Origin of the sequence: Polyangium spumosum (assembly GCF_009649845.1) — a bacterium.
Taxonomy (GTDB): Bacteria; Myxococcota_A; Polyangia; order Polyangiales; family Polyangiaceae; genus Polyangium; species Polyangium spumosum.
Window position 1 is genome coordinate 208,224 of sequence record NZ_WJIE01000002.1, and the last position, 14,015, is coordinate 222,238.

8 protein-coding genes are annotated in these 14,015 nt (G+C 67.5%); 3 read left to right on the forward strand and 5 right to left on the reverse strand.

Features of this window, described 5'->3' with window-relative positions; translation table 11 throughout:
* Window positions 1–831: 831 nt before the first annotated feature.
* Both GF068_RS06940 and GF068_RS06945 read right to left on the reverse strand, forming a co-directional pair.
* Window positions 832–1,023, reverse strand: coding sequence for a hypothetical protein (locus tag GF068_RS06940; RefSeq protein WP_153818548.1), 192 nt, complete (start codon window positions 1,021–1,023; stop codon window positions 832–834).
* Entirely contained in the window at window positions 1,020–2,735 is a 1,716-nt protein-coding gene (locus GF068_RS06945) for a radical SAM protein (protein WP_153818549.1), read from the reverse strand. The genes GF068_RS06940 and GF068_RS06945 overlap by 4 nt, the downstream gene beginning before the upstream one ends.
* Before the next feature lie 3,009 nt (window positions 2,736–5,744).
* Here GF068_RS06945 and GF068_RS06950 point away from each other — a divergent pair.
* The 3 genes from GF068_RS06950 (at window position 5,745) to GF068_RS06960 (ending at window position 11,191) form a co-directional block, all read left to right on the forward strand.
* Window positions 5,745–6,509, forward strand: a complete 765-nt coding sequence (locus GF068_RS06950; RefSeq protein ID WP_153818550.1) for a hypothetical protein — start codon at window positions 5,745–5,747, stop codon at window positions 6,507–6,509.
* A 2,931-nt stretch (window positions 6,510–9,440) separates the two neighbouring features.
* Window positions 9,441–10,529 (forward strand): IS1 family transposase, encoded by a 1,089-nt coding sequence (locus tag GF068_RS06955; RefSeq protein WP_153818551.1) that lies wholly within the window; start codon window positions 9,441–9,443, stop codon window positions 10,527–10,529.
* A 275-nt stretch (window positions 10,530–10,804) separates the two neighbouring features.
* A complete protein-coding gene (locus GF068_RS06960) occupies window positions 10,805–11,191 on the forward strand; it encodes a hypothetical protein (protein WP_153818552.1) in 387 nt (128 codons plus the stop codon).
* Between the two features lie 359 nt (window positions 11,192–11,550).
* On the opposite strand, the gene GF068_RS06965 is transcribed toward GF068_RS06960, so the two are convergent.
* From GF068_RS06965 to GF068_RS06975, 3 genes are all read right to left on the reverse strand, one after another.
* Window positions 11,551–12,135, reverse strand: coding sequence for a sigma-70 RNA polymerase sigma factor region 4 domain-containing protein (locus tag GF068_RS06965; RefSeq protein WP_153818553.1), 585 nt, complete (start codon window positions 12,133–12,135; stop codon window positions 11,551–11,553).
* Window positions 12,132–12,386 carry a helix-turn-helix transcriptional regulator gene (locus GF068_RS06970; protein ID WP_153818554.1) on the reverse strand — a complete coding sequence of 85 codons (255 nt, stop codon included), beginning with the start codon at window positions 12,384–12,386 and terminating at the stop codon, window positions 12,132–12,134. The genes GF068_RS06965 and GF068_RS06970 overlap by 4 nt, the downstream gene beginning before the upstream one ends.
* Before the next feature lie 807 nt (window positions 12,387–13,193).
* Window positions 13,194–13,349: a hypothetical protein gene (locus tag GF068_RS06975; protein WP_153818555.1), complete on the reverse strand. Its 156-nt coding sequence runs from the start codon at window positions 13,347–13,349 to the stop codon at window positions 13,194–13,196.
* Window positions 13,350–14,015: the final 666 nt, after the last annotated feature.

Here is a 14,015-nt window from a genome sequence, read left to right on the forward strand (position 1 = left end):
ATCCGGCATCATGCTGCGATGGACGCGTCCGCCTCGCGTGGCGCGACGTCGACACGGCGCAGGCGACGAGCACGAGGTACGGGGTGCGATTGGAGCGGCAATTCAAGGGGGGAGCGCGCCCGAGCGTCGAGCGCGGGCCGGTGGAATCGTGGCCCCGACAGACGGCCGGCGGAAACGGACCCCTTCACGGGGAAGCCCAATTCACGGGTAAACGCGCGCCCCGCGTGCCCTCGATCGAAGCGTGCTCGCCGCGCTCGTCGTGCGTCCGGTACGTCGAACGCACGCGCGGCGCATCCTTAGTTTCCGCCACTTCGCCCCCCCCCGCATGCGGGGGTGGCGGAAATTCGATGTCGAGCGCGGTCGAGGGCAGCGAGCTTTCGGGAAGATTTCCGCCGCTCGACACCGGTCCGGCCGAGGGCCGGAGCTGCGGGCCCGCGAGCACGAGGGCGCGGCGAGCGCCGCCCGCCTCGATGCCGTGGGCCTCGATGCTCGTCGGGGTCGGTCACGACACACGCCCCTCATGTCCGGCTGCCACGTTTTCGCCGTTGAGCGCAATCCACGGCGCGGGCCCCTCGGGAAGATTCGCCCGCTCGACCGGCCGGCGAGCTGGGGGCACGCGTCAAGTCGAGGGCGGCGAGCACGAGGTCCGGCCGCTCGACGGGCCGAGCGTGAGGCCCAGCTCGCGAGCGACGAGCACGAAGGGGGGTATCACGACGCACCGGCCCCTATCGACCCGAAGCATCTTCGACGTCGAGTGCGACCCCGGCAAGGTGGGGCCGCACTCGACGCCGCGGGCGGCCGACGAGCTGGCGCCGGCCACCTTGCGCGAAATCACATGGCCGGCTTGGCTTGCTTTTCCGACTTCACCTTGTCAACTACCTCCTGGAGCAGCTTGATCTCCTTCGCCGTCATCTGATCCGCGTCATCGTCCTTCAGACGCTGCTCCAGCACCTGAATTGCAGCTCGAAGGGCGAGTTTGCACGAAGCGTGGGTGAAACCAGAACTGACGATGCGATCGCTCATGGGGGACCTCCACTCAAGAAACGGTTGATCGACGTACGGGTGCGAGCCCTGAATTCGTAAAAAACAGGGCTGCACCAAGCCTGGGGAATCGAGCCCAAGATTCGCTCTTCGGCTTGCGACAATGCCGATGGGCGAAGACCACCGAGGGGATCGAGGAAAATGGTATCGCGAGCCTCCGCCCAGTACGGCTCCGCAAGAGGGCCACGGCGGTCTCCGAGCGGGAGAATCCATGCGATTGGGTCGGTGGCATGGAAGGTCACGACCAGCTGCCGCTTCACCGCACGCGAGATCATTCCATGAAGCACGCGGAGATCGCCGATGGGGGTGGGACGATACATCGGTCCGTCATCATGCATCCTGCGAATCAAGCACAATGTGGCGGCGCCGAGATCGGCCACCTGATCCACGATGTGCGCGATGTCCTCAAGCTTCCCGGTCTCGTAAACCGTATTGATGGTGACCGATACTCCGCCCGTGACCAGGCGTTTGATGCGTCGGGCAATGGCCGAAGGTATGCCGTCTCGAGCGAGTGACTTGAAGTGGTACTCATCGATTGAAACGGCGACCGCGCCACAGCACTCCAGGATAGTGCTCCACAGCTCATCGGATGGCTCGAGGGACAGGTTCGTCGACAGGTTGGGGATCATTCCGTGAGCACGCGTCATCCGTAACGCCGACGAAAGCCTGTCGTAGAGCAGCGCTTCGGCCCCCTCGCCGAAGTTCACCTGGACGATGCCGACCTGCGCTGCCTCGGAGAGCCTCGCTTGTAACACGTCGAGATCGAGCGACTCCCCGGTCATCGGATAAGGACAATGGGCACATTTCATGTTGCAGCTCGCGTTGAGCTGCACATGGAGAAAAGTCGGCGCCGCGGGGACGTCCCCCCGCGGGCCATCCGTTCGTTCGATGACCACGCCGCTCTGGCGATCTACGAGGAGCTGCACGTCGCCCCGCGCTCGCACGAGCTCCAGGCGCTCCGCATAACCGTTGGGCATGTCCTCGTTATTCTGCGGCAGATCCCATAAAACCGTGAAGAAGTGCAGCAACCGCAGCCAGTCATCGAGGACCGTGCGTGCATCGCTTTCGCAAAGCACCTCGCGAGCGAACCTCCCCGCTCGTCGGAGCGCGAGCGCCACCTCTGCCGGACGCTCCCTTTCGCGCAGCAAAGCAACAACGGGCTCCACCTGGTAGGCCTCGCGGGCATGCATGAGTTCCAGCTCGAGGAGCCCAATGTCCCGGGTCAGCATCTCACGCCAGAAGGACTGCAAATCGGGTGCAGAGTCGAGGTTCGCGACGAGCCAGATCTTATCTCCGATCGACTTGAGTTTGAGCAACATGGACAGGCAGGGGCCCGGCACCTGCGTCCTATGCCCGGAAGGAAGCTCCACAGTCCGCCAGTGCACGTCAGAGAAGTGCCAGCCCAGCTCTGCCTCGAAATGACCGAAGATAGGATTGCGCTGCTTCGCGAGAACGGGGGAGCTCAACGCGAGTGACTGGCCCTCGCGACGCCACACCTCGTCGGACAGCTCGCTATAGCCGAGTGGTTCGAGAACATCGTTCGAAAAATCGCGAACATCAATGGTATTCGGGAGGTAAAGGTCGATGTCACGCGGCGTCACGGGAAGCCCCGACAGCGCGGCAGCCATACTTCCAACGACGCAAAACGAAACACCGAAACGCTCAACGGTCTTCGTGAGGAGCTCGTCGACCACGTCCAGCGGGGTGCTCCGTGGATCAAGCATCCACCAACTCAATCACGCCTCCACATGAGCGTCAAGGCAAATTCACGCCGCCGCATATATCGATGCTGCGCGGTCTCCGAAACGCAACGCGACGGAGTCGTCGCCGTCGACCCCCGAGGCAGAGCAGCGCCTGGCCCGCGCGCTCGGCCTTAGGGGTGTCGAGCCCGTCGAGCGGCACTCTTCATTCCGCCACCTCGCGGCCTTGCCGCTGACAGTCCGCGAAATAGCCGCTCGTCTGCAGTCCCGCCGCGCCGCCCTCGGGCAAGATTTCGTCGCCCCGCCGCTCGCGGCGTCGGCGCGAGGCGCCCTTCACGGTGTGCGCCGTCAAGCGCAGGACGCGAGAGGCAGCCGAAATGCAGCGTCGAGCGCGGTCCGGACGCCCCGGCCTCGGGGAAGATTTCGCCGCGGAGATCGCCCGCGCCCGTCGAGCGCGAGCAGGCCTTCCACGTCGCGACCGTCGAGCGCGAGGCGCGCTGGACCGCAGAAACACGCGGTCGAGCGCGGTCCGGGCGCGTCGGCCTCGGGGGAGATTTCGCCGCTCGCCGCCCCCCGCGGCGTCGAGCGCGAGCAGGCCTTCCACGTCGTGGCCGTCGAGCGCGAGGCGCGAGGGGCCGCAGAAACACGCGGTCGAGCGCGGTCCGGACGCCCCGGCCTCGGGGAAGATTTCGCCGCGGAGATCGCCCGCGCCCGTCGAGCGCGAGCAGGCCTTCCACGTCGCGACCGTCGAGCGCGAGGCGCGCTGGACCGCAGAAACACGCGGTCGAGCGCGGTCCGGGCGCGTCGGCCTCGGGGGAGATTTCGCCGCTCGCCGCCCCCCGCGGCGTCGAGCGCGAGCAGGCCTTCCACGTCGTGGCCGTCGAGCGCGAGGCGCGAGGGGCCGCAGAAACACGCGGTCGAGCGCGGTCCGGGCGCGTCGGCCTCGGGGGAGATTTCGCCGCTCGCCGCCCCCCGCGGCGTCGAGCGCGAGCAGACCTTCCACGTCGTGGCCGTCGAGCGCGAGGCGCGAGGGGCCGCAGAAACACGCGGTCGAGCGCGGTCCGGGCGCGCCGGCCTCGGGGGCGATTTCGCCGCGGAGCTCGCCCGCGCCGTCGAGCGTGTCGAGCGTCGAGCCCGGCGGGTGCGTCTGTGCAAACCGTCGCGCGTCCACGTCGAGCGTGCGCGTCGGGCCGCCTGCGTTTCCGCCACCCTACATCCGAGCGCGGCGGAAACGCGGCATCGGGCTCGGTCCAACCTATCGAAAGCACGCGAAGATTTTCGGCGGGAGGGGGCGGCGGAAATGCCACCCCTCCGCGCCCCGAGGGCTCCCCTGCGTCCCAACGTCGAGCGTGTCGGGCGCATCGAGCGCCGCGAACTGGCGACCGTCGAGCGCATCGAGCGTGCCGCGTCGGAGCCGATCGCAATATGGCCGAATGACCGCAACATCCTGCTTCATGCAGCGATAGACGCGTCCGCCTCGCGTGGCGCGACGTCGACACGGCGCATGCGACGAGCACGAGGTACGGCGTACGATTGGAGCGGTATTTCAAGGGCGTAGCGTGCACTGCCGTCGAGCGCCGGACGATGGAACCGTGGCCCCGACAGACGGCCGGCGGAAACGGTCCCCTTCACGGGGAAGCCCAACTCACGGGTAAACACGCGCCCCGCGTGCCCTCGATCGCAGCGTGCTCGCCGCGCTCGTCGTGCGTCCGGTGCGTCGAACGCACGCACGGCGCATCCTTAGTTTCCGCCACTTCGACCCCCCCGCATGCGGGGGTGGCGGAAATTCGATGTCGAGCGCGGTCCGGGCGCGTAGGCCTCGGGGGAGATTTCGCCGCGGACCTCGCCCCGCGCCGTCGAGCGCGAGCAGGCCTTCCACGTCGCGACCGTCGAGCGCGAGGCGCGAGGGGTCGCAGAAACACGCGGTCGAGCGCGGCCCGGGCGCGTCCGCCTCGGGGGAGATTTCGCCGCGGGGCTCGCCCGCGCCATCGAGCGTGTCGAGCGTCGAGCCCGGCGGGGGCGTCCGTGCAAACCCTCGCCCGTCCACGTCGAGCGTGCGCGTCGGGCCGCCTGCGTTTCCGCCACTCTACATCCGAGCGCGGCGGAAACGCGGCATCGAGCGCGGTCCAAGCTATCGAAAGCACGCGAAGATTTCGGCGGGAGGGGGGCCGGCGGAAATGCCACCCCTCCGCGCCCCGAGGGCTCCCCCACGTCCCAACGTCAAGCGTGTCGGGCGCATCGACCGCCGCGAGCTGGCGACCGTCGAGCGCGGCGAGCGTGGCGAGTCGGAGCCGATCGCGAAATGGCCGAATGACCGCAGCATCCGGCATCATGCAGCGATGGACGCGTCCGCCTCGCGTGGCGCGACGTCGACACGGCGCAGGCGACGAGCACGAGGTACGGGGTGCGATTGGAGCGGCAAATCAAGGGGGAGCGCGCCCGAGCGTCGAGCGCCGGCCGGTGGAATCGTCCCCCAGACAGACGGCCGGCGGAAACGGTCCCCTTCACGGGGAGGCCTATTTCACGGGTAAACGCGCGCCCCGCGTGCCCTCGACCGAAGCGTGCCCGCCGCGCTCGTCGTGCGTCCGGTACGCCGAACGCACGCGCGGCGCATCCTTAGTTTCCGCCACCTCGACCCCCCCGCATGCGGGGGTGGCGGAAATTCGATGTCGAGCGCGGTCATGGCCTCAACGCTCTTGAAAGATTTTTTCTCTGGTAAACCAGGGACGGCCATAATGCCATGCTCGAAGGGGGTATCCGTTCGGCAACCCGCATCGTCGGGGTCGAGCGGAGGTCCGGGCCACCTCAGTGGCCTAGCGGCGTGGGCCGCTCACGTAATCAGGTTGACGTCAAAACGGGATGTCTCATAGGAAGACAAGGCGAGCAGCACACGGCAGCTCGCCTGATTCGTGGTTTGCCAGGAGGGGTGCAATGGGTATTCTCGGAGGTCTTCTCTCGGTCGCCGTCCCGGTCGCAAGGATAGCAGGTGAGCTCCTCCCCCAGGTGATCAAGCAGCTTGGGCAGGAAGGCGACCAAACCGGTAACTCGGGCCCCGTCGACCTTGTCGAATACGTTCCCGAAGACAAGGAAAGAAAGTTGTACATCTGCAACACGACCAATCGCTCTGTCACAGTCAGCTACCAGAAGCCTACCATCGTGGAAGGAATCTATGGCATCGAAGGCGAGAGCTTCGACTTACCGCCGCGTCATTCTACGGACGCCACGAAGGACATTCTTGAAAGCTATCCCGAGGGCACCATGAGCGCATCGTATGCCGCTGCGCCGAACTCCGTCGATTCAATCGGCGGCTGGGGCATACGTCAAGGGGTGCTATACTTTCCCGTCCTTGCCGCACTCACGTTCACGGCCTTCGGCGGCAAGGTCATGGTCGTACGGAAGACGATCGATAAACCCGGAAAGCGCGTGGATGCCTGGGGTATCGAGAGCCAGTCCCAGTTGACTTCGCTGTTCTTCAACTACACGACAGAGAAGGGGGCGAGGCTCGATTTCAAAGCGGACCTGCCGAAACCGCCGCAGGTGCCTGGTGGTGGTGCCCCGTACGAGTATACCATTGAGATGGACCAAGAGGGGCAGGCCACAGGCCTCCTCACGAACTTCACCTTTACTGTGCAGGCAGAAAATCAGGAATTCGTGAGGCTACTTGCCGTCCGTCCGCTCATTCCGATCGAGTTTCTACCGGGCCATGTCCAGGCCCGACTTTCGGAAAATCGTCGCATTCCAGGATCTCTGAAGAAGGCCGTGTATTGATCGGGCGTTGGTGGATGGCAATACAAATCGCCAATCAGCTGCCGGGATGCTGAGGAAGGGCGACCATGCGGAACGTGCTCACCACTGCCAGGGTGATGCCTTGCATCGCGGGTGCCATGGACAGGAGCGACGACCCCACGAAGGGGCTACGAGCACCGCCCGCCTCCATGTCTCTCGCAGGGGTCAGTCCGGACGCACCCCCTGCCCCGAGCACGAGGGGGCGGCGAGCGCCCCGGTATCGCATTCGACGCATCGACATCTGCATTGTGATCGACGCCATCAACCGGCCGCCTCTTGGCACGAGTGAGCCGACGGCTCTATGGGTCTATATCGACGCGTTTGAGTTCAGCCGCATGAACATCGTGAAGGGAGGAATCTCATGGTCAAAACTGCAATCGTTTCCTTGGTTCTCGCTGCCATGATCGCCGGAGCGAGCGCTGCCCACGCCCTCGAATGGATAAGGGCGAGCGTCCCCTCCTGCGATAATACCTGCAATGACGCAGGGCTCTCTGCAATCTCCTCGGGCACTTACGTGAACGGGGAAAAGTTCTACGTGTGCTCCGCAAACGCTCATGGAGAGGGATTTCGCGCTGGTTACAACGTACGGCCGTATTGGGCGGATGCGTGTATCGTCGGCTGGGGCGGACGAGAAGAGGGCATTGTTCCGTATTGGTGCCTTTGCGATTGAGCAGTAGGTCAGGAACCGACGGCGCTAAGGACGGCCTCAACGGAAATGCGCAACCGCCACCACGGCTCGTTCGGCTGCCATCGCAGCACCGCGCGGTCCCGCCGCGTCAGCCTCGGGGGAGATTTCGACGCTCGCCGCGCCGTCCGCCTCGATGCCCGAGGCCGACGAGCACGAGGCCGACGTCGAGCGCCGCGCCGCCTCGATGCCCCGGTGTCGGTCGCGACGCATCCGCCCCCCCACGTCGAGCCCGCGGATCTACACGGTCGAGCGCGGTCACGGCCGCGAGACCTCGGGAGAGATTTCGACGCTCGCCGCTCGCCGCGCCGCCTCGATGCCCGAGGCCGACAAGCACGAGGCCGGCGTCGAGCCCGAGGCCGACGAGCTGGGACCGGTGTCCGGCGAGCACGAGGCCGGCGTCGAGCGCCGCGCCTCTCGATGCACCCGCCCCCCACGTCGAGCCCGCGGATTTACGCGGTCGAGCGCGGCCCGGGCGCGTCCGCCTCGGGGGAGATTTCGCCGCGGGGCTCGCCCGCGCCATCGAGCGTGTCGAGCGTCGAGCCCGGCGGGGGCGTCCGTGCAAACCCTCGCCCGTCCACGTCGAGCGTGCGCGTCGGGCCGCCTGCGTTTCCGCCACTCTACATCCGAGCGCGGCGGAAACGCGGCATCGAGCGCGGTCCAAGCTATCGAAAGCACGCGAAGATTTCGGCGGGAGGGGGGCCGGCGGAAATGCCACCCCTCCGCGCCCCGAGGGCTCCCCCACGTCCCAACGTCAAGCGTGTCGGGCGCATCGACCGCCGCGAGCTGGCGACCGTCGAGCGCGGCGAGCGTGGCGAGTCGGAGCCGATCGCGAAATGGCCGAATGACCGCAGCATCCGGCATCATGCAGCGATGGACGCGTCCGCCTCGCGTGGCGCGACGTCGACACGGCGCAGGCGACGAGCACGAGGTACGGGGTGCGATTGGAGCGGCAAATCAAGGGGGAGCGCGCCCGAGCGTCGAGCGCCGGCCGGTGGAATCGTCCCCCAGACAGACGGCCGGCGGAAACGGTCCCCTTCACGGGGAGGCCTATTTCACGGGTAAACGCGCGCCCCGCGTGCCCTCGACCGAAGCGTGCCCGCCGCGCTCGTCGTGCGTCCGGTACGTCGAACGCACGCGCGGCGCATCCTTAGTTTCCGCCACTTCGACCCCCCCGCATGCGGGGGTGGCGGAAATTCGATGTCGAGCGCGGTCCCGACGCGCCGGCCTCGGGGGAGATTTCGCCGCGGAGCTCGCCCCGCGCCGTCGAGCGCGAGCAGGCCTTCCACGTCGCGACCGTCGAGCGCGAGGCGCGAGGGGCCGCAGAAACACACGGTCGAGCGCGGTCCCGACGCGCCGGCCTCGGGGGAGATTTCGCCCCGTCCCGCAGCTCGTCGCGGGCCGGCCGCTCGACATTGAGCGCGTCGAGCCTCGCGGGTGCGTCCGTGCAAACCCTCGCCGCGACCCTGGCATTTCCGCCACGACCCCCCGAGCGAGCGCGGCGGAAACCCGTGTCGAGCGGACCGCAAGCCCACAGAATCACGAAGAGACCTCGGATCGGGGGGGCCGGCGGAAATGGGCACGACCTTCGACCACGAGCGCATCGAGCCCAGCACCGCGGGCCGACAGAAACACGCGGTCGAGCGCGGTCCGGGCGCGTCGGCCTCGGGGGAGATTTCGCCGCGGAGCTCGCCCCGCGCCGTCGAGCGCGAGTGGCCCTTCCTGATCGCGACCGTCGAGCGCGAGGCGCGAGGGGTCGCCGAAACACGCGGTCGAGCGCGGTCCCGCCGCGTCGGCCTCGGGGGAGATTTCGCCGCGGAGACTCGCCCTGCGCCGTCGAGCGCGCCGCCCGGGGTGCGTCCGTGCAAACCCACGCGCGCAAACGTCGAGCGCACGCACGGTGCAACCTTCATTTCCGCCACTTCGACCCCCCCGCAGGTGCCGGTCAAATTTGACCGACCCCCGGTTCGTCTAGGCAAACCTTCCCGCTCCCTTCCGTGACCTCCCCTACCGCCTCACGGGTCGGTCTAGTAATGTCCGTTGCAGGAGCAGATTCCGCTCCTCGTCTTCCGCGATCCCATGTAGGGTCCTTGCCTGAACAGATGAAAGGGCTCTGCCGGCCGATAGCGCGACCGGCAGAGCTTGCGGAACGCCGGACGGGAGACCCGTAGCAGCGCACGACGCGCGCGGAGCATGGGTCGGCCGATCGGGGAAGGCAAGGTCTGCCCATGGGAAACGTGCTCGCCTGGGAGCGGCGGGTCGCGGTCGTGTGTCATCTAGTCGAAGGGGCGAGCGTCAATGCAACGGCGCGGATGACCGGCGTGTCGAAGCCGACGATCCTCTCCCTCCTTCTACAGAGCGGCGAGGGATGCGACCGCATTCACGATCGGCGCGTTCACTCCCTATGCATTAGGGAGGTAGAGCTAGACGAGCTTTGGAGCTTCATTCAGAAGAAGCAGCGGCGCGTCGGGCCTGCCGATCCCCCGCATTGGGGAGACGCGTACGCCTTCCTGGCAATGGCGAGGACGCAGAAGCTCCTGATCGCCTACCGTGTCGGGAAGCGGGACGAGCAGAACACGCGGGCGTTCGTCGCCGATCTCCGGTCACGTCTCGCGGTCGTGCCTGCGATCACCTCGGATGGCTTCACGGCCTACCCTACCGCGGTCGGGGAGAGCTTCGCGATCGATGGGCAGGCCGGCGCGGCGGTCGACTACGTCGTGCTCCTAAAGGAGTTCAATGGGCGCAGGTTCAAGGATGACTCGGTGCGTTATGAACCGCCGCGCGACCCGGTCATGCATAAGCGCGGCGTGTTCGGGGCTCCTGACATCGACAGGGCCTCAACATCGCACATTGAACGCGCGAACCTCACGGTTCGTATGCATATCCGGCGCTTCACGCGCCTATGCAATGGGTACAGCAAGAGCCTCCCGCATCACAAGGCGGCTGTCTCGCTGCACGTCGCCTTTTACAACTTCTGCCGGGTACACGAGACGCTCCGGGTCACCCCGGCCATGGAGGCAGGTCTCACCGATCACGTCTGGACGGTCGACGAGCTGCTCCGTGAGGCCCTAGGCGCGCCGGTACAGGAGAAGCCGAAGGTGCGGCCCTTGCGCCTCCCCGAGACCGGCACGGCGAAGGAGCTGCCCGGGGGCCGCGGATGGCTCCGCGCCGTCCCGAGCACGGGCAAGGCAGGGGCGAGCGCGGGCGCGCCTACGCCGCCCCGGCCTCCGGAGGCGCCTGCTGTGAGGGCGGCCCCGGCTCCGAAGCGCCGATGGGTTCAGATGGATCTGTTCGGGTGGAAGCCGCCGGAGAAGTGACGCGCTGAGAGCGTCCTTCCGTCCGAATCTTGTGAATGAGAATCAACTCTGCCGCAAACGCTTTAGCGGTCCCGCCCATCGTCCGCACATCCATTGCTCACCCATCGAACCTTTCCGCCGCGGGCTACGACGGCGATTTGTGTGGGCGCTCCGATTGTGAAAACATCGGACAGATGGGCTAGTCGGATCGTTGTGTCAAGCAGCAGCGAAACGATACTCGATGCGCGATCGAGATCGACAGGCCATTTGAATGGCAGCGGGCGGCCGTATACCGCGTGCTTCACTCGTTCGTCGCTCGCCTCGCACAGGCCTTCTTCTTCAAGCCGCTCGGCTATCGTCGGATCAATGCCTATGATGCGATCGACGAAACCGGAGGCGCCGCCGAATGCATCTATTTGGCAAGGCTCAAGCGGACCGCTGCATTCGTCCGCGCCGCAAAGAATCGTGTACGCACACGGATCAGGATCGCCGTCAAGTTGACCGCCGATGTAGAATCCGACGAAAACCCTGTTAGACAGAAGTTCGCGGGCATCTTCGTCGTAGTCACTTCGCGCGAGCATACCTCGCCTAACACGCTGTTCGTAGTGCAGGTCAAACGTGCGCGCCCAAGCGCTAGCAAGGTCGCGGACGCTACGGTATTGCGCAGCATCGACCTCCGCTGAAAAGTTTGCGATGATTCGTGCGTAAGAAGGCCCGTCATGAAACGAGGCTAGCCCCCAAGTAGCAAGCGCTACGCGCTCATCGGACCCAATCGCAAAAACCTTTGTTGTGCTCGTGAATGTGCATGATCCGTCGGTGCTCTCCGTTGACATTCGACTGTCAGCACCGAGCACGACGCCATCGGGGACTACTCCACAGATCACGATCGTCATAGTGTGCTGCGAGGATCCGGCGCTCCTTGTCCGCGGTCAAGATTGTTGCGAGGAGCGGCCTTCCCGGGCCTCTACGACCGCGGTAGGCTCTCAGGATGTCTCGGGTAGGGATCGGGGCGGGACGGGCGCAGGAAGCGCCGCGGGAGGGCCTAGCGACCGCGCTTGCGTTGCTTCCAACCGGGGCGAGGCGCCTGCTTTGGAGCCGGCTCTGCGCCGAGCGTCCGAAGGAGACGGCGGAGCTCCTGGACGTGCCGGTGATGCGTGGACGGGTTGCGCCCGCTCTCCTTCGCGGCCTCAACGACCGTGAAGCCGAGCAAGGCGAGGAGCAGGGCGTTCGCGGCCTTCGGTCGCATACGAGCGACGGCGCGGAGCAGATCCCGCGCTTCGGCCGCCTCGCGCGGGTCAATGCTACCGACGAGTTTGTCAACGTCGCCGGTGTATTCGTACCGGTTCCGGTGTCGCCTGCGATAGTTCGATGCCCGGAACCATGTGACCGCACGGAGGAAGACCTCCAAGGTCTTCTCGGGCGGGACGCGAGCGGAACCGCGGATCTTGCAGTCGCGGGCCGACTCATACGCCGCGATCATGACGTCCTGCACGATGTCCTCGGCATCGCCAATGCGTACACCGTACCGGAGCGCGGCCTCGCGGATGAATGCACGGCGTGCGTTGATCTCCTCGGCCGACACGTCGACATAGGGATCCCCGCCGTCCGGGTGAGGCCGGTACATCATGACGGCCTCCCGATCAAAGCGTCCAGGTCAATGCGAGTGACGCGGGCGACCTGCGCGGCAAAGTGAACCGAGGCGCGGATCTCGCCCGCGATGACCGCTTGCATGTACCGGCGCGAGTATCCGAGGGCTCGCGCGGCAAGGCGGACGCTCGTCCCCCGGGCAAAGCGCTCCAATCGGGCACGGACGCGGGCGTTCTGCTCGTCGGAGAGCACGGCCGGAACGCTCGGCGGGTCAATGTCGGGGAGGCTCATGACGGCCTCCGGGCGCCGCAATGCGGGCAGACGTCAGCCGCGCCGAGCGGGGCGAGCAAGGCGTCCACGGTCCGGCCCGCTGCACGGGCGGCACGGATCACGATGCCGGGGGACACGTTATCGCGGCCGATCGCGACGTCCTTGACCGTGCCGCGTGCGACGCCCATGACCGCGGCGAGGACATCCCATCCCCCGTATGCGGCGCGGAGGTTCCGGAGGGCGGCGCGGACGCGCGCCCGTTCGTCAGGGGATAGGAGGGGGATGCGCGGTCGGTATCGCTTTTTGCATGGACCGCGGCTTTCTTGCCCTGCGGGCGCAGGACGAACGAGAGTAAGCATGGGTACGACCTCGGGTCTCGGGGCTGTGCCTAGCGGCCCCGTAGGCGTTCGTACCGTCTGCGGGGCCGCGCTGTTTGCCCGGACCCTACGCTCCCGTCCTTCCCCCTGCTACGTCAGAATCTCAAACTTGACCGCTTCGGGGCAAACTTGACCGGCACCCCCCCGCATGCGGGGGTGGCGGAAATTCGATGTCGAGCGCGGTCATGGCCGCGAGACCTCGGGGGAGATTTCGACGCGCGCCGCTCGCCGCGCGCCGCCTCGATGCACGAGGCCGGCGAGCACGAGGCGCACCCGCCCCCCACGTCGGGCCCGCGGATCTTCGCGGTCGAGCGCGGTCATGGCCGCGAGACCTCGGGGGAGATTTCGACGCGCGCCGCTCGCCGCGCGCCGCCTCGATGCACGAGGCCGGCGAGCACGAGGCGCACCCGCCCCCCACGTCGGGCCCGCGGATCTTCGCGGTCGAGCGCGGTCACGGCCGCGAGACCTCGGGGGAGATTTCGACGCTCGCCGCGCCGGCCGCGTCGATGCACGAGGCCGACGAGCTGGGGCCGGCGAGAACGAGGCGCACGTCGAGCGCCGCGCCCTCGATGGCCCCGGGGTCGGTCGCGACGCACCCGCCCCCCACGTCGAGCCCGCGGATCTACGCGGTCGAGCGCGGTCACGGCCGCGAGACCTCGGGGGAGATTTCGACGCTCGCCGCTCGCCGCGCCGCCTCGATGCACGAGGCCGGCGAGCAGGGCGACGAGCACGAGGCGCACGTCGAGCGCCGCGCCCTCGATGCACCCGCCCCCCACGTCGAGCCCGCGGATCTACGCGGTCGAGCGCGGTCACGGCCGCGAGACCTCGGGGGAGATTTCGACGCTCGCCGCTCGCCGCTCGCCGCCTTGATGCACGAGGCCGACGAGCACGAGATCGGCGTCGAGCGCCGCGCCCCTCGATGGCCCCGGGGTCGGTCGGGACGCACCCGCCCCCCATGTCGAGCCCGCGGATCTACGCGGTCGAGCGCGGTCATGGCCGCGAGACCTCGGGGGAGATTTCGACGCTCGACGCGCGCCGCGCCGCCTCGATGCACGAGGCCGACGAGCACGAGGCGCACCCGCCCCCCGCGTCGAGCCCGCGGATTTACGCGGTCGAGCGCGGTCATGGCCGCGAGACCTCGGGGGAGATTTCGACGCTCGACGCTCGCCGCGCCCCCTCGATGCACGAGGCCGACGAGCTGGGGCCGGCGTCCAGGGCGACGAGCCCGAGGCCGACGAGCTGGGGTCGGCGTCCTCGGGGGGTACGTCCCGAC

Excerpts from the sequence above, each read along its gene's own strand:
- GF068_RS06940 (WP_153818548.1), bottom strand. The coding sequence starts at position 1,023 with ATGAGCGATCGCATCGTCAGTTCTGGTTTCACCCACGCTTCGTGCAAA.
- GF068_RS06955 (WP_153818551.1), top strand. The coding sequence starts at position 9,441 with ATGGGAAACGTGCTCGCCTGGGAGCGGCGGGTCGCGGTCGTGTGTCAT.
- GF068_RS06965 (WP_153818553.1), bottom strand. The coding sequence starts at position 12,135 with ATGATGTACCGGCCTCACCCGGACGGCGGGGATCCCTATGTCGACGTG.
- GF068_RS06970 (WP_153818554.1), bottom strand. The coding sequence starts at position 12,386 with ATGAGCCTCCCCGACATTGACCCGCCGAGCGTTCCGGCCGTGCTCTCC.